The organism is Leifsonia aquatica (assembly GCF_014190775.1).
GTDB classification, from domain to species: domain Bacteria; phylum Actinomycetota; class Actinomycetes; order Actinomycetales; family Microbacteriaceae; genus Leifsonia; species Leifsonia aquatica.
Genome location: NZ_JACHVP010000007.1, coordinates 76,521 through 98,256, shown reverse-complemented (window position 1 = coordinate 98,256; position 21,736 = coordinate 76,521). Strand labels below are relative to the sequence as shown.

At 71.1% G+C, this 21,736-nt stretch carries 19 protein-coding genes; 12 read left to right on the top strand and 7 right to left on the bottom strand.

Annotated features, from left to right (window positions below; translation table 11 throughout):
• From FHX33_RS21010 to ygfZ, 3 genes are all read left to right on the top strand, one after another.
• On the top strand, positions 1-305 hold a 305-nt coding region (locus FHX33_RS21010), incomplete at its 5' end, for a hypothetical protein (RefSeq protein WP_221209774.1).
• 144 nt (positions 306-449) lie between these two features.
• On the top strand, positions 450-1,046 hold the full coding sequence (locus FHX33_RS21005) for a heme-binding beta-barrel domain-containing protein (protein ID WP_021762827.1): 597 nt from the start codon (positions 450-452) through the stop codon (positions 1,044-1,046).
• Positions 1,046-2,179 carry a CAF17-like 4Fe-4S cluster assembly/insertion protein YgfZ gene (ygfZ, locus tag FHX33_RS21000; protein WP_021762828.1) on the top strand — a complete coding sequence of 378 codons (1,134 nt, stop codon included), beginning with the start codon at positions 1,046-1,048 and terminating at the stop codon, positions 2,177-2,179. Before FHX33_RS21005 ends, ygfZ begins: the two co-directional genes overlap by 1 nt.
• Positions 2,180-2,274: 95 nt before the next feature.
• Here the strand turns inward: ygfZ and FHX33_RS20995 are convergent, their stop codons facing one another.
• Positions 2,275-3,093, bottom strand: coding sequence for a class I SAM-dependent methyltransferase (locus FHX33_RS20995; RefSeq protein WP_183428884.1), 819 nt, complete (start codon positions 3,091-3,093; stop codon positions 2,275-2,277).
• A gap of 40 nt (positions 3,094-3,133) precedes the next feature.
• Here FHX33_RS20995 and FHX33_RS20990 point away from each other — a divergent pair, with 40 nt between their 5' ends.
• The gene (locus tag FHX33_RS20990) at positions 3,134-3,883 is read left to right on the top strand and encodes a phosphoglyceromutase (protein ID WP_021763853.1); all 750 of its coding nucleotides are present in this window, start codon (positions 3,134-3,136) and stop codon (positions 3,881-3,883) included.
• Positions 3,884-3,970: 87 nt separating this feature from the next.
• On the opposite strand, the gene phoU is transcribed toward FHX33_RS20990, so the two are convergent.
• Positions 3,971-4,627 carry a phosphate signaling complex protein PhoU gene (gene phoU / locus FHX33_RS20985; RefSeq protein WP_021763854.1) on the bottom strand — a complete coding sequence of 219 codons (657 nt, stop codon included), beginning with the start codon at positions 4,625-4,627 and terminating at the stop codon, positions 3,971-3,973.
• 195 nt (positions 4,628-4,822) lie between these two features.
• Between phoU and FHX33_RS20980 the strand changes: the two genes are divergently transcribed.
• Both FHX33_RS20980 and FHX33_RS20975 read left to right on the top strand, forming a co-directional pair.
• The gene (locus FHX33_RS20980; RefSeq protein WP_021763855.1) at positions 4,823-5,974 is read left to right on the top strand and encodes a sensor histidine kinase; all 1,152 of its coding nucleotides are present in this window, start codon (positions 4,823-4,825) and stop codon (positions 5,972-5,974) included.
• Positions 5,971-6,654, top strand: coding sequence for a response regulator transcription factor (locus FHX33_RS20975; RefSeq protein ID WP_021763856.1), 684 nt, complete (start codon positions 5,971-5,973; stop codon positions 6,652-6,654). The genes FHX33_RS20980 and FHX33_RS20975 overlap by 4 nt, the downstream gene beginning before the upstream one ends.
• A 76-nt stretch (positions 6,655-6,730) precedes the next feature.
• Here FHX33_RS20975 and FHX33_RS20970 read toward each other — a convergent pair whose 3' ends face one another.
• Complete coding sequence (locus FHX33_RS20970) at positions 6,731-7,297, bottom strand: hypothetical protein (protein ID WP_021763857.1); 567 nt, start codon at positions 7,295-7,297, stop codon at positions 6,731-6,733.
• A 179-nt stretch (positions 7,298-7,476) separates the two neighbouring features.
• On the opposite strand from FHX33_RS20970, the gene FHX33_RS20965 reads away from it, so the two are divergent.
• The 5 genes from FHX33_RS20965 (at position 7,477) to rlmB (ending at position 15,956) form a co-directional block, all read left to right on the top strand.
• Positions 7,477-7,959: a CarD family transcriptional regulator gene (locus tag FHX33_RS20965; RefSeq protein WP_021763858.1), complete on the top strand. Its 483-nt coding sequence runs from the start codon at positions 7,477-7,479 to the stop codon at positions 7,957-7,959.
• Between the two features lie 212 nt (positions 7,960-8,171).
• Positions 8,172-12,242 (top strand): glycoside hydrolase, encoded by a 4,071-nt coding sequence (locus FHX33_RS20960; protein ID WP_183428942.1) that lies wholly within the window; start codon positions 8,172-8,174, stop codon positions 12,240-12,242.
• Positions 12,243-12,308: 66 nt separating this feature from the next.
• Complete coding sequence (ispD, locus tag FHX33_RS20955) at positions 12,309-13,478, top strand: 2-C-methyl-D-erythritol 4-phosphate cytidylyltransferase (RefSeq protein ID WP_183428941.1); 1,170 nt, start codon at positions 12,309-12,311, stop codon at positions 13,476-13,478.
• 34 nt (positions 13,479-13,512) lie between these two features.
• Positions 13,513-14,946 carry a cysteine--tRNA ligase gene (gene cysS / locus FHX33_RS20950; protein ID WP_021754767.1) on the top strand — a complete coding sequence of 478 codons (1,434 nt, stop codon included), beginning with the start codon at positions 13,513-13,515 and terminating at the stop codon, positions 14,944-14,946.
• Positions 14,943-15,956, top strand: coding sequence for a 23S rRNA (guanosine(2251)-2'-O)-methyltransferase RlmB (rlmB, locus tag FHX33_RS20945; protein WP_183428940.1), 1,014 nt, complete (start codon positions 14,943-14,945; stop codon positions 15,954-15,956). Before cysS ends, rlmB begins: the two co-directional genes overlap by 4 nt.
• A 104-nt stretch (positions 15,957-16,060) precedes the next feature.
• Here the strand turns inward: rlmB and FHX33_RS20940 are convergent, their stop codons facing one another.
• The 4 genes from FHX33_RS20940 to FHX33_RS20925 are packed head-to-tail and all read right to left on the bottom strand — an operon-like array spanning position 16,061 to position 20,433.
• Entirely contained in the window at positions 16,061-16,843 is a 783-nt protein-coding gene (locus tag FHX33_RS20940; RefSeq protein ID WP_276511772.1) for an amino acid ABC transporter ATP-binding protein, read from the bottom strand.
• On the bottom strand, positions 16,840-17,844 hold the full coding sequence (locus FHX33_RS20935; RefSeq protein ID WP_021763195.1) for an amino acid ABC transporter permease: 1,005 nt from the start codon (positions 17,842-17,844) through the stop codon (positions 16,840-16,842). The genes FHX33_RS20940 and FHX33_RS20935 overlap by 4 nt, the downstream gene beginning before the upstream one ends.
• Positions 17,828-18,724, bottom strand: coding sequence for an ABC transporter substrate-binding protein (locus FHX33_RS20930; protein WP_021763194.1), 897 nt, complete (start codon positions 18,722-18,724; stop codon positions 17,828-17,830). The genes FHX33_RS20935 and FHX33_RS20930 overlap by 17 nt, the downstream gene beginning before the upstream one ends.
• A 41-nt stretch (positions 18,725-18,765) precedes the next feature.
• Positions 18,766-20,433 carry an amidohydrolase gene (locus FHX33_RS20925; RefSeq protein WP_155829030.1) on the bottom strand — a complete coding sequence of 556 codons (1,668 nt, stop codon included), beginning with the start codon at positions 20,431-20,433 and terminating at the stop codon, positions 18,766-18,768.
• Positions 20,434-20,615: 182 nt separating this feature from the next.
• On the opposite strand from FHX33_RS20925, the gene FHX33_RS20920 reads away from it, so the two are divergent.
• Complete coding sequence (locus tag FHX33_RS20920) at positions 20,616-21,602, top strand: LacI family DNA-binding transcriptional regulator (protein ID WP_021763192.1); 987 nt, start codon at positions 20,616-20,618, stop codon at positions 21,600-21,602.
• Positions 21,603-21,736 lie beyond the last annotated feature (134 nt).

Below are 21,736 nucleotides of genomic sequence, written 5' to 3'. Positions count from 1 at the left end.
GGCCCGCCGCGGCCGTCGAGCCGCCGGAGCCGATGCCGCGACCCGCTCTGTACGGCAGCGTCGGCTCCGTCTGGGCCGTCTCGATCGTGCTTGCGGTGCTCATCGGCGTCCTCTCACCGCACAGCGCATACGCCTCCTGGCTCTCGCTCGCCCTGGGCGTGAGCGTGCTCCTGGCGTTCGCGGCCCAGCTCGCGACCCAGCGCAAGGACGGCTTCGTCAACCGTCTGGCGGCGACGCTCACGGGCAGCTTCGTCATCCTCGGGATCACCGGAGCGGTTCTCGCCATCGTCTCGGCCGCCGGCTGACATAGACTCTCCGTATGCTCGTCGCTCTCGAACTCCTCTTCGTCGGCCTGCTGGGCCTGGCCACCCTCGCGATCCTCGGCGTCTCCGGACTGGTCGTCTACAACCTCTTCCGCGGCCAGCGCTAGGCGGGGGAGCGGTCACGTCATGATCGAGATCCCGACCGACCTCCCCTCCGAGCTGGTGCCGCTCTCCTGGCTCATAGGCGTCTGGGAGGGCACCGGCGTGCTCGACTACGCCGTCGGCGACGAGCACACCGAGCTCGAATTCGGCCAGCGCGTGAGCTTCAGCCACGACGGCCAGCCGTACCTCAACTACTCGTCGACCTCCTGGATCCTCGACGAGGAGAAGACCCCGCTCGCGGCCGAGACCGGCTATTGGCGGCTCAGTCGCAAATTGATCGAGGGCGACCAGGGGCCGGCGATGCTGCCGGGCTCCGGCCCGAGGCCGTTCGGCACGGCGCAGGCGGTTGAGACGCTGCGCAACTCCAACGGTGCCTTCGACATCGACGTCTCCGTCATCCACCCCGACGGGGTCAGCGAGCTCTACCTCGGCCAGGTGAGCGGACCGCGCATCGACCTGGCGACCGACGCCGTCGTGCGCACCGCGGGCGCCAAGGAGTACACGGCGGCCACCCGCCTGTACGGGCTCGTCGAGAACCACCTCCTCTGGGCGTGGGACATCGCCGCGCTCGGCCAGGAGCTCCGGACGCACGCGTCCGCCCGCCTCGCCAAGGCGGAGTGATGACCGCTTCGCCGTTCCTCCGCCTGCCCGGCGCCGTCGACGCTGCCGCGATTCCGGGAGCGACGGCCGAGGCCGGCGTCCCCGCCCACTACGGCAACCCGCTCGGGGAGCAGCGCGCGCTCGCCGAGGGCCGTGCCATCGTCGACCTCTCCGACCGCGCCGTCCTCACCATCACCGGGCCGGACCGGCTGAGCTGGCTCAACTCGCTCACCAGTCAGGCGCTCACCCGCCTGCAGCCCGGGGAGTCGTCAGAGACGCTTCTGCTGGATGTGACCGGCCGGGTCGAGCACGCGGTCCGGCTCGTCGAGGACGGCGAGACGCTCTGGCTGCTCGTGGACCGCCCCGAGGTCGAAGGCCTGCTGTCGTGGCTCGACCGGATGCGCTTCATGCTCCGCGTCGAACTCGCCGACCGCAGCGACGACCTCGCGACGATCGGCACCCTCGGCGATCCGCCTCTCCCCATCGCCGCGCCGAACGGGGTGCCGCTCATCTGGCACGACCCGTGGCGCGCCGTGGCGGTCGGAGGCCACCAGTACGCGCAGGGCGAGCATCCCGGAGCCGGGTGGACCTGGAGCGAGCGCCTCGTCCCGCGCGATGCCCTGGAGTCGATCGTCGCCCGCGTCGAGAGCGGCGAGCTGACCGCTGCCGGCGCGTCGGCGGCCGACGCTCTGCGCATCGCCGCCTGGCGGCCGCGGTTCTCCACCGAGGTCGACGAGCGCACCATCCCGCACGAGCTCGACTGGCTGCGCAGCGCCGTCCACCTCGACAAGGGCTGCTACCGCGGGCAGGAGACGGTGGCGAAGGTCCACAACCTCGGCCACCCGCCCCGCCGCCTCGTGATGCTGCACTTGGACGGCTCCGAGGGTGCGCACCCGGTGCGAGGCGCCTCCGTCTCGCTGGGTGAGAAGGAGGTCGGCACGGTGACCTCCACCGCTCTGCACTACGAGCTCGGGCCGATCGCGCTCGCCGTCGTCAAGCGCAGCACCGCCCCGGACGAGACCCTCACGGTCGACGCCGACGGCACGCTGGTGGCGGCCGCGCAGGAGGTCGTCGTGCCTCCCGGCGCCGGGGCCGAGGCGCAGATCCCGCACCTCCCGCGGCTGGGTGCGGTCACGCGTCGGCCGCGCGCCTGACGACCACCGCATCCCTCCCGCACATGTGCACCAAATGTCGCGAATGCGGCGCCCGAACTCGACATTCGCGCCAAATGTGGGGCGTTCGAGGCGCCTCAAGCGGGCGCGACGGCGCTCCACGCGACGGTCAGCTCGCCGAGCCGCCAGCGCGAGCGGCCGCCGCTGATGGGCCAGCCGGCGTCGCGCATGCCCTGCGCGACGGCGATCCAGCGCTGCGATGGTCCGTAGGCCGCCAGTGGCGAGTGGATGCGCCACAACCGGTCCAGCTCGGTCAGGAACGCGTGCACGCGCTCGCCCGGCACGTTGCGGTGGATGAGCGCCTTCGGCAGCCGTTCCGCCACGACGGACGGCGCCTCCAACCCGCGGAGGCGCAGCGACACCGTGAGGGAGACCGGTCCGCCGGGATCGAGCGCGACCCAGCTCGCGATGCGCCCGATCTCGTCGCACGTGCCCTCGACCAGCAGTCCGCCGGGCTGGAGCCGCGCCAGCATCCGGTTCCACGCGGCCGCGACCTCCCCCTCGTCGTACTGCCGCAGCACGTTGAACGCGCGGATCACGGCCGCGCGTCGCTCGTCCGGTAGCGGCACCTCGAAGCCGCCCAGGGCGAAGCGGATGCGCGCGTCGGGCGCGAAGCCGGTCTGCCCGGCGCGCACCGCCACGAGCTGCTCCTCGGCGGTGCGCACCCGGGCCGGCTCGATCTCCAGGCCGACGACCTCGACATCCGGTCGCGCCTTCGCCAGCCGCTGGTGCAGTTCGAGCGCGGTCACGCCGCTGGCGCCGTAGCCGAGGTCGACGACGAGCGGGTCGGAGGTGCGCCGGAGCACCGGCTGGGCCGCGACCCAGCGGTCGACGCGGCGCAGCCGGTTGGTGTTGGTCGTGCCACGCGTCACCGTGCCGATCGCACCGGAAGCCATCGCTCCAGTCTGCCGTACCCGGCACGGTAGATTAGGAGCCATGTCCGCGCCCTACACTTTGATCCTCCTCCGCCACGGCAACAGCGAGTGGAACCAGAAGAACCTGTTCACCGGCTGGGTGGACGTCCGGCTCAGCGAGCAGGGCGTCACCGAGGCCAAGCGTGCCGGCGAGCTGCTCGCCGAGTCCGGCCTCCAGCCCGACATCCTCTACACCTCCGTGCTCACGCGCGCGATCCAGACCGCGAACTACGCGCTCGACGTCTCCGACCGGCTCTGGATCGACGTGAAGCGTTCGTGGCGGCTCAACGAGCGCCACTACGGCGCCCTGCAGGGCCTGGACAAGGCCGAGACGCTGGAGAAGTACGGCCCCGAGCAGTTCCAGCTCTGGCGCCGCTCCTTCGACGTGCCGCCGCCGCCGCTCGACGACGACAGCGAGTTCTCGCAGGCGCACGACCCGCGTTACGCCGGCCTCGGCGACGACCTGCCGCGCACCGAGTGCCTGAAGGACGTCATCGAGCGGATGCTCCCGTACTGGGAGTCCGACATCACGGTCAGTCTCGCCGAGGGCAAGACGGTGCTGGTCACCGCGCACGGCAACTCGCTGCGGGCGCTCGTGAAGCACCTCGACGGCATCTCGGACGACGACATCGCCGAGCTCAACATCCCGACGGGCATCCCGCTGGTCTACAAGCTCGACGCGGACTTCCGCCCGACCGAGCCGGCCTACTACCTCGACCCGGAGGCCGCCGCCGCCGGTGCCGCCGCGGTCGCCGCGCAGGGCAAGAAGTAGCCGCCAGACGGCACGAAGTGCACGAAAAACCGCCGAGCGGGCGAAGTATTCGCCCGCTCGGCGGTTTTCTTTCGAGCGCGGGTGGGTTCAGGAGGCGAGCTCGGGAGCCCAGTCGCCGGTCGCGAGGTACTGCACCTTCTTGGCGATCGAGACCGCGTGGTCCGCGAAGCGCTCGTGGTACCGGGAGGCGAGCGTCGCGTCGACGGTGTCGACGGCCTGACCCTTCCAGGTCTCGCCGAGGACCTTGTCGAACACGCTGGCGTGCAGCTCGTCGACGTCGTCGTCGTCGTTGCGGATCTCGTCCGCGAGTCGGATGTCCTGGGAGCGCAGAAGCTCGGCGAGCTTCTCCGCGATGGCGACGTCGAGGCGCCCCATCTCGGCGAAGGTGCTGCGCAGGCCCTTCGGCACGACCTTGTCGGGGAAGCGGTAGCGGGAGAGCTGGGCGATGTGCTCGGCCATGTCACCCATGCGCTCGAGCGAGGCGCTGATGCGCAGCGCGCTCACGACGATGCGCAGGTCACGCGCGACCGGCTGCTGCCGGGCGAGGATCTGGATGGAGAGCTCGTCGAGGAGCACGGTGAGCTCGTCGATCTTCTTGTCGTTGGCGATGACGTCCTCGGCGAGCGACACGTCGGACTCGTTGAAGGCCCGCGTCGCATCCTGGATCGAGCGGACGACGAGCTCGGCGATCTCGACGAGGCGGTCCTGGACTTCGGCCAGCTCCTGCTGGAAAACTTCGCGCATGGGGGGTGGGATCCTTCCTGGGCGTGCGCGGGCACGCGGGATGCGGGGGTCGAATGACCCCGCTCAGCATGTTCGCCGCACCAGGTTAACAGTGGGTGACCTGAGCCCGAACACTGTCTAACGTACCCGCGAAAACACGCGGCGGAACGGGGCACGCGGCCACCCGCGCGTTCCGCCATCCCATACGCTTGCCGCATGGACTCCGCCTGGTTGGTGCTGCTCTCGCTGGGCTTGGGCCTCGCCGTCGGCGCCGGATTCGTGTGGATCCTGCACATCGCCGCCCGGCGCGGCGACCACGCCGCGGCCGTGGTGAACCCGGCCGTGCCCGACGGCGTCGACCAGGTGCTCGACGCGATGGAGTCGGCCGGCGTCGTGATCGACCCGTCCAACAACGTGATCAAGGCCTCCCCGGGGGCGCACGCCATCGGCCTGGTGTGGGGCGGGACGCTGGTGCACCCGCACCTCGTCGAGCTCGTCGACCGGGTCCGCCGCTCCGGCGAACCGGTGACGGAGGAGTGCGAGCTGGCCCGCGGACCGTTCGGCGACGCGAACATCCATCTGAGCGTGCGGGTCGCCCGCCTCGGGTCCCGCTACATCCTGCTGCTCGCGGAGGACCGCACGGAATCGTTCCGTCTCGACTCGGTGCGCCGCGACTTCGTGGCGAACATCAGCCACGAGCTGAAGACGCCGATCGGTGCCGTGGGACTGCTTGCGGAGGCCCTGGACGGCGCCTCCGACGATCCCGAGCAGGTGCGGCGGTTCGCGCACCGGTTGAGCGAGGAGGCGGACCGGCTGGCCCGCATCACCCGCGACATCATCGAGCTCAGCCGGCTGCAGGCCACCGATGCGCTCGGCGACGCCCGCACTCTCTCCGCCGCGAAGATCGTGAAGGCCGCCATCGACCAGAACCGGGTGGCGGCGGAGGCGCGCGGCATCGAGATCGCCATGCGCGGGGAGAAGGCCGCGGAGGTGCTCGGCAACGAGAGCCTGCTCGTCACCGCGGTCGACAACCTCATCTCCAACGCCATCCAGTACTCGCCGGACGAGTCCCGCGTCGGCATCGGCGTCCGCACCCTCGACGGCGTCGTCGAGATCGCGGTCACCGATCAGGGCGAGGGCATCCCGGAGGACGACCTGGACCGCGTGTTCGAGCGGTTCTTCCGGGTCGACCAGGCCCGCTCCCGCAACACCGGCGGCACGGGCCTCGGCCTGTCGATCGTCAAGCACGCCGTGCAGAACCACGGCGGCGAGGTGCGCGTCTGGTCGCAGCCCGGCCGCGGCTCCACCTTCACCATCCGGCTGCCCGAAGCCTCCACCGTTCGTCCCCCGATAGGAGAGAACCTGTGACATCCATCCTGCTCGTCGAGGATGAGGCCGCGCTCAGCGAGCCGCTCGCGTACCTGCTCGGCCGTGAGGGCTACGAGGTGACCGTGGCCGAGGACGGCCCGACCGCCCTCGCCGAGTTCGACAAGGGCGGAGCCGACCTGGTGCTTCTCGACCTGATGCTCCCGGGCATCCCGGGCACGGAGGTGTGCCGTGAGATCCGCTCGCGCTCGAACGTGCCGATCATCATGCTGACCGCCAAGGACTCCGAGGTGGACATCGTCGTGGGGCTGGAACTCGGGGCCGACGACTACGTGACCAAGCCGTACTCGTCGCGCGAGCTGCTCGCCCGCATCCGCGCGGTGCTCCGCCGCCGGGTCGACGCGGAGGAGCTCGAGGACGACGGCATCCTGGAGGCCGGCACCGTCCGCATGGACGTGGACCGCCACACCGTCGCCGTGAACGGCTCCGAGATCTCCATGCCGCTGAAGGAATTCGAGCTGCTGGAGCTGCTGCTCCGCAACGCCGGGCGCGTGCTCACCCGCGGTCAGCTCATCGACCGGGTGTGGGGGAGCGACTACTTCGGCGACACGAAGACGCTCGACGTGCACATCAAGCGCATCCGGTCGCGCATCGAGGAGAGCCCCTCCGAGCCCCAGATGCTCGTGACGGTGCGCGGCCTCGGCTACCGCTTCAACGCCTGACGCGCGGCCCCGACCGCGGAACGACGAAGCCGCCCCTCGCAGCGAGGGGCGGCTTCGTCGTACGTGGTGGCGCGTGCTACGGAGCAGCGGTCTCCGTCGGAACCGGAGTCGACGTCTCGCCCGGCGTCGGGACGGCGGTCGGCGTGGCCGTCGGCAGTGCGGTCGGCGGGACGAGGTCCCCGTACTCGGGGAGCGCGCCGTCGAGGACGGGCACCTGCAGCTGGACGCCGGTCTGGTCGCCGTACTGGAAGTAGACGGGGAAGAGGCTGCCGGGGAGCGTCGAGAACGGCGAGAAGAAGACGTTGCCGGAGGTCGACTTCGGCTCGGTGCCGACCTTCTTGGTCTGGCCGGCGTCGACGGTCACGTACGCGGGGTCGGTGCTCTTGTCGCCGGCCGTGACGGCGACGCGCTGGGCGGTCGAGCCGGTGTTCACGAGGGTCACGACGAGGCTGCCGACCGTGCCGCCGGACGCGTCGGTGACGATGATCGCGTTGCGCACGTCGATGGTGCCGACGCTGCCGCTGACGCCGTCGCTCGCGTCGTAGTGCTTCGTGGTGGCCTGCGGGGCGATGAGGCCGCAGCCCGCGGTGCCGAATGCCACCGTCAGGGCGAGGACGACGGACGCCGCGACTCGAGCTTTCACTGGATGACCCTCCCGATCGTTCCGCTCGACGGCGCGGTGCAGCCTTGTCAGAAAGCGGAGATTCGAGTCGAGTTTAGCGTATGCGCGAGGGCGCTTCGGGGGCACGGGAGGGTGCGAGGGAGAACCTTAGCATGTGCCTCGTGTGGTATCCTATTCTTTGCTGAAGGGACAACATATCTATGCTTTTCGAGGTTGGCGAAACCGTCGTTTACCCCCATCACGGTGCTGCAACGATCACCGAGGTCAAGAAACGAATCATCAAGGGTGAAGAGAAGCTGTACCTCAAGCTCAACGTGACCCAGGGGGACCTGACCATCGAGGTCCCCGCTGAGAACGTCGACCTCGTCGGCGTCCGCGACGTGATCGGCAAAGAGGGCCTGGACCGCGTCTTCGAGGTCCTGCGCGCTCCGTTCACCGAGGAGCCCACCAACTGGTCCCGCCGTTACAAGGCGAACCTGGAGAAGCTGGCGTCGGGCGACGTCATCAAGGTCTCGGAGGTCGTCCGCGACCTCTGGCGCCGTGATCAGGACCGCGGCCTCTCGGCCGGCGAGAAGCGCATGCTGGCGAAGGCCCGCCAGATCCTGATCTCCGAGCTCGCCCTGGCGGAGAAGACCGATGACGAGAAGGCCTCCAGCCTGCTCGACGAGGTCCTCGCGTCCTAGCGACTCACCTGCTTTCTCCTGCGGCCCCGCGACCTTCCTGGTCGCGGGGCCGCATACGTTGTGGGGACATGTCGCCGCGGGAATGTGCGCCGTCATGTGACGCCCGCTTCGAGATCAGGCGTTGACTTCGGCGGGAGGCGTAGGCCAGACTCTGCCATGTTGACGTAAACATGTTGACGTCAACATAACCAGAATCGAAAGGTCACCTGACAGTGTCGTCACGTCTTCGACGGCTGCTGCTCGCCTCTTTCGCCGTCGGCTCCCTCGCCGCGGCCGGAAGCGTGGTCAGCATCCCGGCTCCTCCGAACCCCGCCGCAGCAGCCACCGCCACCGCGGTCACCATCACTCCGAACCCCGCCTATCAGAACGCCGCGTTCGAGGGCTGGGGCACCAGCCTCGTCTGGTTCGCGAACGCGACCGGCGGGTATCCCGAGGCCGTGCGCCAGGACCTGTTCGACAAGGTCTTCGGCAGTGACGGGCTCAACCTCAACATCGCGCGGTACAACATCGGCGGCGGCAACGCCACCGACGTGCCTTCCTACCTGCGGGCCGGCGGCGCCGTCGACGGCTGGTGGAACCCGGACGTGACCGCCACGGACGCCCAGGGCGCCATCACGAGCACCTACGCCGACCGCGACCGCCTCGCCGCGGCCTGGGATGCGGACGACCCCGCCTCCTACGACTTCACCGCCGATGCGACCCAGCGCTGGTGGATCGACGCGCTGAAGGACAAGATCACGAAGTGGGAGGCGTTCAGCAACTCCCCGCCGTACTTCATGACCAACAGCGGCTACGTCTCCGGCAACTTCAACGCCTCGAGCGACCAGCTGAAGACCTCGAGCGTCTCGGACTACGTCACGTACCTGAAGACGGTCGTGCAGCACATCGAGCAGACCAGCGGGATCAGCTTCGACACCATCGACCCGTTCAACGAGCCGAACACGAACTACTGGGGCACGAACATCGACTCCGCGACCGGCTGGCCGAAGAAGGGCGGCCAGGAGGGCGCCCACATCGGGCCCGCGCTGCAGGACACGGTGATCAAGGCGCTCCAGGCCGAGCTCGCGAAGAGCGGGACGACCACCGACGCCAGCATCTCGGCGATGGACGAGACCAACCCCTCCACCTTCATCACCGACTGGAACGGCTGGTCGCAGCAGTCGAAGGCGGCCGTCGACCAGCTCAACGTGCACACCTACGGCACGAGCGGCCGCACCCAGGTGCGCGATGTCGCGAAGGCCAACGGCAAGGACCTCTGGATGAGCGAGGTCGAGGGCGACTGGGACGGCACCGGCGTCAACAACCAGACCAACATCAACAACGGCATCGGCATGGCGACGCACATCACGGACGACCTGCGCGAGCTCGAGCCGAGCGCCTGGGTCTTCTGGCAGCCGGTCGAGGACTACTACAACATGCAGAAGGTCGAGAAGCTCAACTGGGGCAGCATCGACATCGACTTCGACTGCAACGCCGACGGGAACTCGGTGCGCCGTCTCGCCGACGGCGACGCGGACCCGTCGTGCAAGGTCGTGACGAACGCCAAGTACAACACCGTGCGCAACTTCACGCACTACATCCGCCCGGGCGACCACATCATCCCGTCGACGAACACCGCGACCACGACCGCCCTCGGTGCGGACGGCACGACGGTCACGCTCGTCCACACGAACGCCGGCACCACGCCCGAGGACCTCACCCTCGACCTCACGAAGTTCGGCGCCGTCGACGCCGGTGCGACGGTCACCCCGATCGTCACCACCGAGTCGCCCGCCAGCGATCCGACGGCGAACGCCCTGGTGGAGAAGGCGGCGATCCCGGTCGACGCGGGGGCGAAGTCCGCCCGCGTCACGGTGCCGGCGAAGTCGGTCACCACCCTCGTCGTGCGCGGCGTGCACGGCGTCGCCGAGACGGCCGTCCCGCTGCAGGACGGCCACTCCTACCAGCTGCGCGGCGTGCAGAGCGGGAAGAACCTGACGGGCAGCGCCACCGGCACCGCGACCATCACCTCGTCCGCGACCACGGCGTCGGCGGCCTCCACCCAGGCGTGGACCGTGCGCAAGCTGACGTCCGGCGCGGCGAACACCGAGCGCTACACGCTGCAGGACGGCTCCGGCCGGTACCTCACGGCGACCTCCGCCGGGACCGCCGTGAAGGCGCTCGCGGACGGTGCGGCCGCGACCGACGCGTCGGCGCAGTGGATGCTGTCCACCGTCGACGGCGCGCGGTACAGCCTCCTGAGCGTCGCCGCCGGCTCGGTGCTCGACGTGGGCGGTCAGTCGACCGCCGAGAACGCCCCGGTCGGCGTCTACGGATCGAACACGGGCGCGAACCAGCTCTGGACGCTCCAGGGCACCGCGCTCGTCTCGGTGCAGCCGGTCGCCGTCGCGACCCTCGCGGGGACGGCTCCGGCCCTCCCGTCGACGGTGGTCCCGGTCTACCGCGGCGGTGCGGGCTCGCCCGTCGCTGTCACCTGGGACACGGCCGGCATCGACTGGAGCACACCGGGCACGATCACGGTGCACGGCTCCGGGACCGACCTCTACGGCCACGCCTTCGACTCCGCGATCGCCACGGTGGATGTCGGCGGGTACAGCCGCACGGACCCGGTGTCGCTCACCACGTTCGCGGGCGCGTCCGCGGCAACGGTTCGCGGGGTGGCCCCCGCGACGGTGCCCGCCCACGTCGGAGCCTCCGGTGCGACGCACGACGCCGCCGTGACCTGGGACTGGAGCGGCGTCACGGATGCGACGCTCGCGAACCCCGGCGTCGTGACGGTCCCGGGGACCGCGGCGTCCAACGACCCGGCCGCTCCGGCTCTCCCGGCGACCCTGTCGCTGATCGTCACCACCCCGTCGGAGCGCAACGTCGCCGTCGACACCACGACGAAGGCGACCGCGACCTCCACCGAGTCCGGCTACTCCGCCGACAACACCCGCAACGGCAACCTCGCCGACAAGGGCTGGTCGAACTGGGTGTCGACGAACAAGCCGACCTCGAGCACGCTCACGTACGACCTGGGCGGCACGCAGACGGTGAACCACGTCACGCTCTACGCCTACAAGGACGGTTCGACCACGAGCTGGCCGAGCCAGATCACCGTCCAGTACGCGGACGCCTCCGGCAACTGGCTCGACGCACCGGGCTCGCCGACCGCCGTGCCGATCCCGGCCGACGGGACTGCGCCGGTCGTCGACGTCGCGCTCGGCGGCGTGAACACTTCGAAGGTGCGGATCGTGATGACCGCGTACGCCAACACGCACATGACGATCGCCGAGGTGCAGATCTACGCCCGGACCGCGGGCGCGGGAACCGTCGCCGGCCTCGCCGCGCTCAGCGTCGGCGGCGACCCGGTCGCCGGGTTCGCGACCGGCACCACCGGTTACACCGTCGCGACCCGCGGGGCGGCCGTTCCGGAGGTCGCGGCCGTGCCGGTGGACGCCAAGGCGACGGCCGTCGTCACCCAGCCCTCCGCGGCCAACGGCTACGTCGGCTCGGTCGTCGTCACCAGTGAGGACGGTTCCGCGACGAGCACCTACTCGGTGACGCTGGCGCGGGAGATCGTGCTCGCGGTGCCCGACCTCGCCGGCGCTCGTGTCGCCGAGCCGGTGACGGCGACTCCGTCGACGGATCCCGCGGGGGCGACCCTGCGGTACACCTGGCTGGTGGACGGCGTCGCGGTCGTGACCGACGCGGCTGCAGCCTCCTACACGCCGCAGCCCGCGGACGAGGGACTGCCCCTGGGCGTCTCCGTCACGGCGACCGCGGACGGGTTCGCGCCCGCCACGATCGCCTCGAACACGGTGGTGGTGGGGGCCAAGGCACCCGACCCGGTCGCAACCGTCTCGGGAGCGACCGACGCCGCCGGACACGCGCTGACCGACGGAGCGACACTGAAGCCGGGGGATGCCGTGACCGTCACGGTCGACCCGACGGTGGTCGGGACGGAGTACGCGCTCGAGTTCCACTCGACGCCCGTCACGATCGCCTCCGCGGTCGGCGACGGCCGGGCGGTCACCCTGCTCGGCACCATCCCGGTGGATGCGACGGCCGGCTCCCACCGACTCGTCGTCCGCACGGCGGCCGGTGAGCTGTGGAGCATCGGCGTCGTGATCGCGGCGATCGGTACGACCGGCGCGACCGGTGGAGGCGCGGCGGCCGCCGGCGGCCTCGCCGACACGGGCAGCACGCTCCCGGTCGCGGCCGCGGCACTGGCGCTCCTCCTGATCGGGGGCGGCGCGACGGCGCTGCTGATCCGGGGACGACGCCGCCGCGCGGCCTGACCCCTTCCGGCGCCCCTGCCGTCCGGCCCACGCCGGGCGGCAGGGGCGTCCCGGTAGTCTCGTGGGGTGAACAGCAGCATCCCGGACCCTCGCGTGGCCGTCGTCGTCGTCGCCGCCGGGAGCGGCACCCGGCTGGGCGCCGGGCTCCCCAAGGCGTTCGTCCGGCTGGCCGGCCGGACCCTGCTCGAGCGCTCGCTCGCCGCCGTGCGCAGCCTGGCCGAGCCCGTGCAGACGATCGTGGTCGCGCCGCGCGAACGGGTGGACGAGGCACGGGCGCTCGCCGACGCGACGCTCGGCGATCTCGCGCCGGTCGTGGTCGTGGCCGGCGGGGACACCCGGCAGCAGTCCGTCGCCGCGGGGCTCGCCGCCCTGGTGCCGAGTGCGGAGATCGTGCTCGTCCACGACGCCGCGCGCGCCCTGACCCCGCCCTCCCTCTTCGACGCCGTCGTCTCCGCGGTCCGCGCGACCGGGCACGGCGTCATCCCCGGCCTGCCGGTGAGCGACACGATCAAGCGCGTCTCGGGCGACGGCACGGTGCACGAGACCGTCGACCGCTCGGCGCTCTCGGCCATCCAGACCCCCCAGGGCTTCCCGCGCGACCAGCTGCTGGCCGCGTACGCCGCCGCCGAGCGGGACGAGACCGACGACGCCGGACTCGTCGCCGCGGCGGGCCATCCCGTCTCCGTCGTGCCGGGCGACGCGCACGCGTTCAAGATCACCACGGCGTGGGATCTGCGCCGGGCCGAAGAGCTGCTCGGCGCCTCCGCCGCCCCGCGCACCGGGTTCGGCAGCGACACCCACGCGTTCGACGCCGACGCCGAGCTCTGGCTCGCCGGCCTGCACTGGCCGGGGGAGCGCGGCCTCGCCGGGCACAGCGACGGCGATGCGGTGGCGCACGCCATCGTCGACGCCCTGCTGTCGGCGGCGGGCCTCGGCGACATCGGGAGCGTCTTCGGCACCGGCGACCCGCGCTTCGCCGACGCGCGCGGCGAGGTCTTCCTGGCCGAGACGCGTCGCCTGGTCGAGGAGGGCGGCTACCGCATCGGCAACGTCGCCGCGCAGATCGTCGGCAACCGGCCGATCTTCTCGCCCCGGCGGGCGGAGGCGCAGGAGGTGCTCTCGGCGGTGCTCGGAGCCCCGGTCGCGGTCAGTGCGACGACCACCGACGGTCTCGGCTTCACCGGCCGCGGGGAGGGCGTCGCCGTCTTCGCGACCGCCCTGCTGCTCCCGCGCTGAGCGGCGGAGGCGCGCGGCCCGTAGGCTGTATGCCGTGACTCTGCGACTCTACGACACGAAGGTCGGCGCCCTGCGCGACTTCGTCCCCCTCCGCCCCGGCGCCGTGGGGATGTACGTGTGCGGTCCCACCGTCCAGTCGTCGCCGCACATCGGGCACCTGCGTTCGGCCCTGGTCTACGACCAGCTGCGCCGCTGGCTCACCTACCGCGGGCTCGACGTCACCCTCGTGCGCAACGTCACCGACATCGACGACAAGATCCTGATCAACGCCGCCGCGGCGCAGGCCGAGGGCAGCAGCGAGGAGTGGTGGGCGCTGGCCTACCGCTTCGAGCTGGAGTTCACCGCCGGCTACACGGCGCTCGGCGTGCAGCCGCCGACGTACGAGCCGCGTGCGACCGCCAGCATCCCGCAGATGCAGCAGCTCATCGCGCGGCTGATCGAGCGTGGGCACGCGTACGCCGCCGCCGACGGTTCCGGCGACGTCTACTTCGACGTGAAGAGCTGGGCCGCGTACGGCGAGCTCACCCGGCAGAGCATCGACAACATGGAGGCGGCGGCCGACGCCGACCCGCGCGACAAGCGCGATCCGCGCGACTTCGCCCTCTGGAAGGGCCGGAAAGCGGACGAGCCCGAGTCGGCGGCCTTCCCCTCCCCGTGGGGCGACGGGCGACCGGGCTGGCACATCGAGTGCTCCGCGATGTCGCGGCGCTACCTCGGACCGCAGTTCGACATCCACGGCGGCGGCCTCGACCTGCGCTTCCCGCACCACGAGAACGAGCTGGCCCAGTCGACCGCGGCGGGCGACGCCTTCGCCAACTATTGGGTGCACAACGGTCTGGTGCACGTCAACGGGCAGAAGATGAGCAAGTCGCTCGGCAACTCGGTCTACGCGGCCGACCTGCTCGGCGCCGCGCGCCCGCTCGTCGTCCGCTACTACCTCGGCTCGGCGCACTACCGCTCCACCATCGACTTCCACGACGGCTCGCTCGCCGAGGCGGAGGCGGCCCTCGACCGCATCGCCGGCTTCTTCGAGCGCGTCGACCGCCGGCTCGCCGGCACCCGCTTCGCCGGCAGCGGCGCCGAGGTCGTCCCCGACGCGTTCGCCGCGGCGATGGACGACGACCTCGCCGTGCCGCAGGCGCTCGCCGTGCTGCACGACACCGTGCGCACAGGAAACGCGGCGCTGGATGCGGAAGACTTGGAGGCCGCCGCATCCGCGCGCGGTCAGGCCCTCGCGATGGCCGAGGTCCTGGGCATCAACCCGCTGTCCCCGCAGTGGAGCCGTTCGGGCTCGTCCGCCGCCGACGCGGCGCTCGGCCAGCTCGTCTCGCGACTGCTCGACGACCGTCAGGCCGCCCGGCAGGCGCGCGACTTCGCCTCTGCCGACCGCATCCGCGACGAGCTGATCGGCGCGGGCATCACCATCGAAGACACCCCGACGGGGTCGCATTGGAGTATCGAAGCATGAAGAGTTCGGGTGGCAAGTCCCGCGGCGGTGCCGTGAGGAAGGGGCGCAAGGGCGCCCAGGTCGGCAGCGGAGGCAACGGGCGCCGCGCGCTCGAGGGCAAGGGCCCGACGCCGAAGGCGGAGGACCGCGAGTACCACGTCGCGCACAAGGCCAAGGTGCTGCGCGAGCGCGCCGCGGCAAAGCAGGCGGGCCGCGGCGGCCGTGACGCCGCACCGCGCGGTGCCTCCGGCGCTGCACGTCGCGCCAAGTCCGGAGACGAGAGCGAGATCGTCACCGGCCGCAACTCCGTGCTCGAGGCTCTGCGCGCGCGCATCCCGGCCACGACGCTGTACATCGCCGCGCGCGTGGAGATGGACGACCGGATGAAGGAGATCCTCTCCATCGCGACCGGCCGCGGTATCCCGGTGCTGGAGATCATGCGCCCCGAGCTCGACCGCCTCGCCGGCCGTGACGCCGTGCACCAGGGCGTCGCACTCAAGGTTCCGCCGTACGAGTACGCGCACCCGGGTGAGCTGCTGGATCTCACCCTGCGCAAGGGCGAGACGCCGCTGTTCGTGGCCCTCGACGGCATCACCGACCCGCGCAACCTCGGCGCGATCATCCGCTCGACCGCCGCGTTCGGCGGCCAGGGCGTCATCGTGCCGCAGCGCCGCTCGGTCGGCATGACCGCCTCCGCGTGGAAGACCTCGGCCGGCGCGGCTGCCCGTACGCCCGTCGCGATGGCCGCCAACCTGACCCAGACGCTCAAGGCGTACAAGCAGGCGGGCGTCTTCGTCCTCGGTCTCGACGGCGGCGGCGACGTCTCGCTGCCCGGCCTGTCGTTCGCCGACCGGCCGGTCGTCATCGTCGTCGGCAGCGAGGGCAAGGGCCTGTCCCGCCTCGTCACCGAGACCTGCGACGCCGTCGTCTCCATCCCGATCAGCGACGCGACGGAGTCCCTCAACGCGGGCATCGCCGTCAGCGTCACGCTCTACGAGATCGCGAAGCTGCGCGCCGAACCCGCGAACTAGCCTCCGGGCTCCCTCCCGGCTCCCGCCGAGTACGCAGAAAGTACGACGAAAACCGCCGAGTACGCAGAGGATCTGCGTACTCGGCGGTTTCGTCTTCGGGGGCGTCAGAGCACGTGCGAGAGGAAGGCGCGGGTGCGCTGGTGCTGCGGGTCGGCGATCATCGCGCGCGGGTCGCCCGACTCGACCACGACGCCGCCGTCCATGAAGACGAGGGTGTCGCCGACCTCGCGGGCGAAGCCGATCTCGTGGGTGACGACGACCATCGTCATGCCCGACTGCGCCAGGCCCTTCATGACGTCGAGCACCTCGCCGACGAGCTCGGGGTCGAGGGCGGAGGTGGGCTCGTCGAACAGCATGAGCTTCGGGTCCATCGCGAGCGCGCGGGCGATGGCCACGCGCTGCTGCTGACCGCCGGAGAGCTGCCCGGGATAGGCGTTGGCCTTGGCTCCGAGGCCGACCCGGTCGAGCAGCTCGCGGGCGCGGGCGGCGGCCTGGTCGGGCTTCTGCCCGCCGACCATGATCGGGGCCGTCGTCACGTTCTCGAGCACCGAGAGGTGGGGGAACAGGTTGAACCGCTGGAACACCATCCCGATGTCCCGGCGCTGTGCCGCGGCCTCCTTGGGCTTGAGGTCGTGCAGCCGGTCTCCGGCCTGGCGGTACCCGATCAGGGAGCCGTCGACCAGGATGCGTCCACCGTCGATGCTCTCGAGGTGGTTGATGCAGCGCAGGAAGGTCGACTTGCCGGAGCCGGAGGGCCCGATCACGCAGACCACCTCGCCCTGGTGCACGTCGAGCGAGACGCCTTTGAGCACGTGATGGTTGCCGTAGGCCTTGTGGACCTCCTCGGCCCGGACCATCGGCCGGGCGCCGATCGCGGTGTCGGTCATCGTCCCGTTCCTTCCGTCTGGGTGGGGGGAACCGGAGGTGCCGACGGAGCCGACGGGTCCGCACCCGTCGCGCCGACCGCCGCCGTCTCGGGCATCGGCTCGGGGAGGTGCTCGCCGCTGCGCTGGTCGAAGCCGCGGGCGAACCGCCGCTCCAAGAAGTGCTGACCGATCATCATCAGCGAGGTGAACGCCAGGTACCAGACCGACGCCACCAGGAGCAGGGGGATGGGGTTGAGCGTCTCCGCCGAGATGTCGCGCGAGCGGGTGTAGAGATCGAGGCTGAACGGCACGGCCGTGACGAGGGACGTGGTCTTCAGCATCGAGATGACCTCGTTGCCGGTCGGCGGGATGATCACGCGCATCGCCTGCGGCAGCACGATCTTGCGCATCATCTGCGACCGGGTGAGGCCGAGGGCGGTCGACGCCTCCTTCTGCCCCAGGTCGACCGAGAGCAGGCCGGCGCGCACGATCTCGGCCATGTAGGCGGCCTCGTTGAGCGCGAGACCGAACACGGCGATCCAGAACACGTCGAACAGGTCGATGCTCTCGAAGATGAGCCAGGGCTGCTGGAACGGGATGCCGATCTCGATCGTGCGGTAGATCGTCGAGAGGAGGCCCCAGAAGACCAGCTGCACGTACACCGGGGTGCCGCGGAAGATCCAGATGAACACGCCGGACGCCCAGCGGAGGATGGGGTTCGGGCTCTGGCGCATGACCGCCAGCAGCACGCCGAGCAGCACGGCGATGACCATCGACAGCACCGTGAGCAGGAGTGTCACGCCGGCGGCCTGGACGATGCGCGGGTCGAAGAGGTACTCCGCGAACGCACTCCAGTCGTAGGCCTCCCGCCGGCCGGCGTCGATGACGAAGAGGACGATCGCGAGGATGATGACCACGCCGGCGACGGCACGCCACGGGTGGCGCACCGGGGTCGAGCGGATCGCCGGGGCGCCGGTCACCGGGTGGAGACCGACGCCGGAGGCGCTATTCGGTCGCGCCATTGATCTGCATGGTGTCGAGGGCGCCGTTCTCCACGCCCCAGAAGGTCAGGATCTTCGTGTAGCTGCCGTCCTTCTGCAGGTCCTGCAGCGCGGCGAGGATGGCCTTGGCGAAGTCGCCGCGGTCCTTCTTCACCGGAGTGCCCGACAGCAGGGAGTCGTAGATCGGCGAGGTGACGAGCTTGCCCTTGCTGAGCTTCGCGGCGTAGCCGATGACGGGGGAGTCGGCGACCATCGCGTCCGCGCGCCCGAGCGTGACGGCCGCGGTCGCGTCGTCCTGCGTGTCATAGCCGAGCTGCGTGACCTTCTCCTTGCCGGCCGCCTCGCACTTCTTGTCGACCTCGGGCAGGTAGACGAGCGGCGCGGAGCCGCCGTTCTGCACGGCGACCTTCAGGCCGCAGACGTCCAGCTCGTCGGTGATCGGCTTGGCGGAGGGGGAGGCGAACTGGTTGCCGGCGGTGAAGAAGTCGACCATGTCGAGCGTCTCTTCCCGCTTCTTGGTGTCGTAGTAGCCGCCGAGGCCCATGTCGTACTTCTCGCCGAGGATGCTCGGGACGATGTTGTCGAACTTGGCGACGCGGTAGTCGGTCTTCACGCCGAGCTTGGCGGCGACGGCGTCGATCAGGTCGATCTCCCAGCCGATCGGGTCGCCGTTCTTGTCCTTGAACTCGTTGGGCGCGTAGGTCGGGTCGACGCCGATGACGAGCTTGCCGGCCTTCTGGATGTCGGCGGGCAGCAGCTCGGCCGCGGCGGAGCTCTTCTCGATCGTCAGGTCGGTGAGGGCGGTCTGCCGGTCCGCGCTGCCCGCGGCGCCGCTGGAGCAGCCGGTGAGCACGGCGGCGACGGCGGCCACGGCGAGGACGGTGAGGGTGCGATTTCTCATGGTGCTGTCTCCTTGGGGGTGTGCTGTGCGGGGCGCGATCGTCAGATCGCGGCGGGGACGGCCGTGTACACGGACTCCCCGGCGACGAAGGTCTCGATGGTGCGGGTGTCGGCGATCGTGTCCGCCGGGTGGGCGAACGGGTCGCGGTCGACGACGGCCAGATCGGCCCAGTTGCCCACCGCGATCGACCCGGTGAGGTCGTCGCGGCCGTTGATGCGTGCGGCGCCGTGGGTGTAGGCGCGCAGGGCGTCGGCGAGGCGCAGGGCCTCGCTCGGGAGGAACGCCTCGGCGTTGTGGTCCGGGTGCCACGCCGGCATCCGGCGGTTGACCGCGACGTGGATGCCGAGCCACGGGTCCGGGCTCGTGACCGGCCAGTCCGAGCCGGCGCAGAGGTGCGCGCCGCCGGCGAGGAGGGAGGCGAAGGGGTACTGGGTCGTGGTGCGCTCGGCGCCGAGCAGCGGCACGTTGAGCTCGACCATCTGCGGGTCGTAGCAGGCCCAGAGCGGCTGGATGTTCGCGGCGACGCCGAGGGAGGCGAACCGCGCGCGGTCGTCGGGGTGCACGACCTGCAGGTGGGCGATGTGATGGGTCACCCCGCTGTCGCCGTTCGCCGCGCGTGCGGCCTCCACGGCATCCAGTGACTCCCGCACGCCGCGGTCGCCGATCGCGTGGAAGTGCACCTGGAACCCCAGGGCGTCGAGGCGCGAGACGTAGCCGGCCAGGAGGTCGGGGTCGACGAACGAGATGCCGTCGTCGTGCACCTCGCCCGGGCCGCAGCGGTGGAGGTAGGGCTCGATCATCGCGGCGGTGCGGTTCTCGACGATGCCGTCCTGCATGACCTTGACCGTCGTGATGCGGAACCGCTCGTCCTGGAACCGTTCGCGCAGCGCCTCGATGCGGGCGATCTGCTCCTCGCCGCGCTCCCGCTCCCACCAGATCGCCCCGTTGACACGGGCGCGCAGCACGTCCTCGTCCATCGCGCGCTGGTAGGCGTCGACGATGGCGGCGGAGTGGTTGCCGTAGTCGCCGATGAGGGCGTCCTGCCAGCCGGTGATGCCGAAGGAGTGGAGGTGGCGCTGGGCTTCGAGGAGTCCGGCGTACTGCTCCTCCGCGGTGGCGTGCGGCGCGAGGCGCAGGGCGAGCATCCGCGCGCCCTCGTGGAGCGTGCCGGTGGGCGTGCCGTCGGCGTCGCGCTCGATGCGACCGTCGACCGGGTCCGGGGTGTCGCGGTCGATGCCGGCGCGGCGGAGCGCCTCGGAGTTGACCCACGCGCTGTGGTGGTCGCGGTTGGAGATGACCATCGGGCGGTCGGGGCAGATCGCGTCGAGGTCGGCGGCGAGCGGCGCGCCGCCCTCGAAGGCGGCCTGCTGCCAGCCGCCGCCGACGATCCACTCGCGCTCGGGGTTCGCGTCCGCGTACTCCCGGATGATGCGGAGGTAGTCCTCCCGGTTCCAGCCGGACGAGAGGTCGCAGTTGAGCCGCTCGACGCCGGCCTCGACGGGGTGCACGTGGGAGTCGATGAGCCCGGGGAGCAGGAGGCGGCCGGTGAGGTCGACGACACGGGTGCGCTCGGTGATGCCCGCGGCGACATCCGCACCGAGGGCGGCGATGCGGCCGCCGGCGACGCCAACGTCGAGGCGCTGCGGCGCATCCGAGAGGCCGTCGAAGACCATGCCGTCGACGAACGCGAGGTCGAGCTCCACTGCCACGTGCCACCCATCTCTTCGTCGCCGCACCTGCGCGGCGAAGGAGGAAATCGTTCGGGGAATCCGAACTGAATCGATTAAGAACTTGATCGATTAATCTGGGACTATACAATGCGATGGAGCCCGGATGCAATCGGGGCCCGACACCCGCCGCCCGGGCCGTCCAGCGGGGGAGAGGAGCGACGATGCCGACCACCACGCTGGCCGACATCGCCGAGCGCGCGGGCATCTCCGCGGCCGCCGTCTCCCTCGCCCTGAACGGCAAGAAGGGCGTCTCGGAGGAGACACGCGCGCGGGTCCTCGCCATCGCCAAGGAGTCCGGCTACCGCATCAACCGGCTGGGCCGCGCGCTGCGCCAGTCCCGGGCGGGCGCCGTCGGGCTCTATCTGCCCGAGTCGGCCGTCCACTTCGGCTACTACACCGAGACCACCCTCGGCCTGACCGAGCGGCTCCACGAGGCCGATCTCTCGCTCCTCATCGTCCCGAGCACCCCCACCAGCCCGCGGATCGAGTCGTTCCCCCCCGTCGACGGGTTCATCCTCATCGAGCCGCACTCCGACGACGAAGGCGCGGCGATGATCCTGGGTCAGGGCCTGCCCGTCGTCACCGGCGACTCCCCGCCTCCCGGCTTCCCCGATCCGTGGGGGATCGTCGAGTCGCCCAACACGCGCACGACCCGGGAGGTGCTCGACCGGTTCGTCGCCCACGGCGCGCAGAAGCCCGGGCTGCTGCTCGTGGAGCAGGTCTCCGCCTGGGCGCAGGAGCTCGAGGCGGCCTACCGCGCCTGGTGCGCCGAGCGCCGGCTCGAGCCGCGCGTGCTGCTCACGACCATCCACGAAGAGAACGCGACGCTCGCTGCTCGACTGGGGGACTGGACGAGAAAGCAGGGCGTCGACGCCATCCTGGTCGGCGCCGACGGGGTCGCCGTGCGCATCGCGGGCCTGCTCCGGTCATTGGGTCTGCGGCCGGGCGCCGACATCAAGCTCGTCTCGGGCGTGGACAGTCTCATCATGGAGTTCCACACCCCGCCGATCACGTCCGTCGACCTCCAGCCCCGCGAGTTCGGCCGGGCCTGCGGCGAACTCCTGCTGGAGCTGATGGAGGGGGACCGGCCCGCCGAGACCGTCCGGCGCGGCCTCGACGCGATCCTGCGGGTGCGCGACTCGGGCTGACCGCCTCCGGGCGCCCCGCGGGCAACGGAGGAGACCTGCTCTCGCCGGGTATCGGAATTCAGGGAACGGAGGAGGCGCGCGGTGGTGCGCGCAAGATCTCCTCCGTTAGCGCTCGCGGGCACGGGCAACGGAGG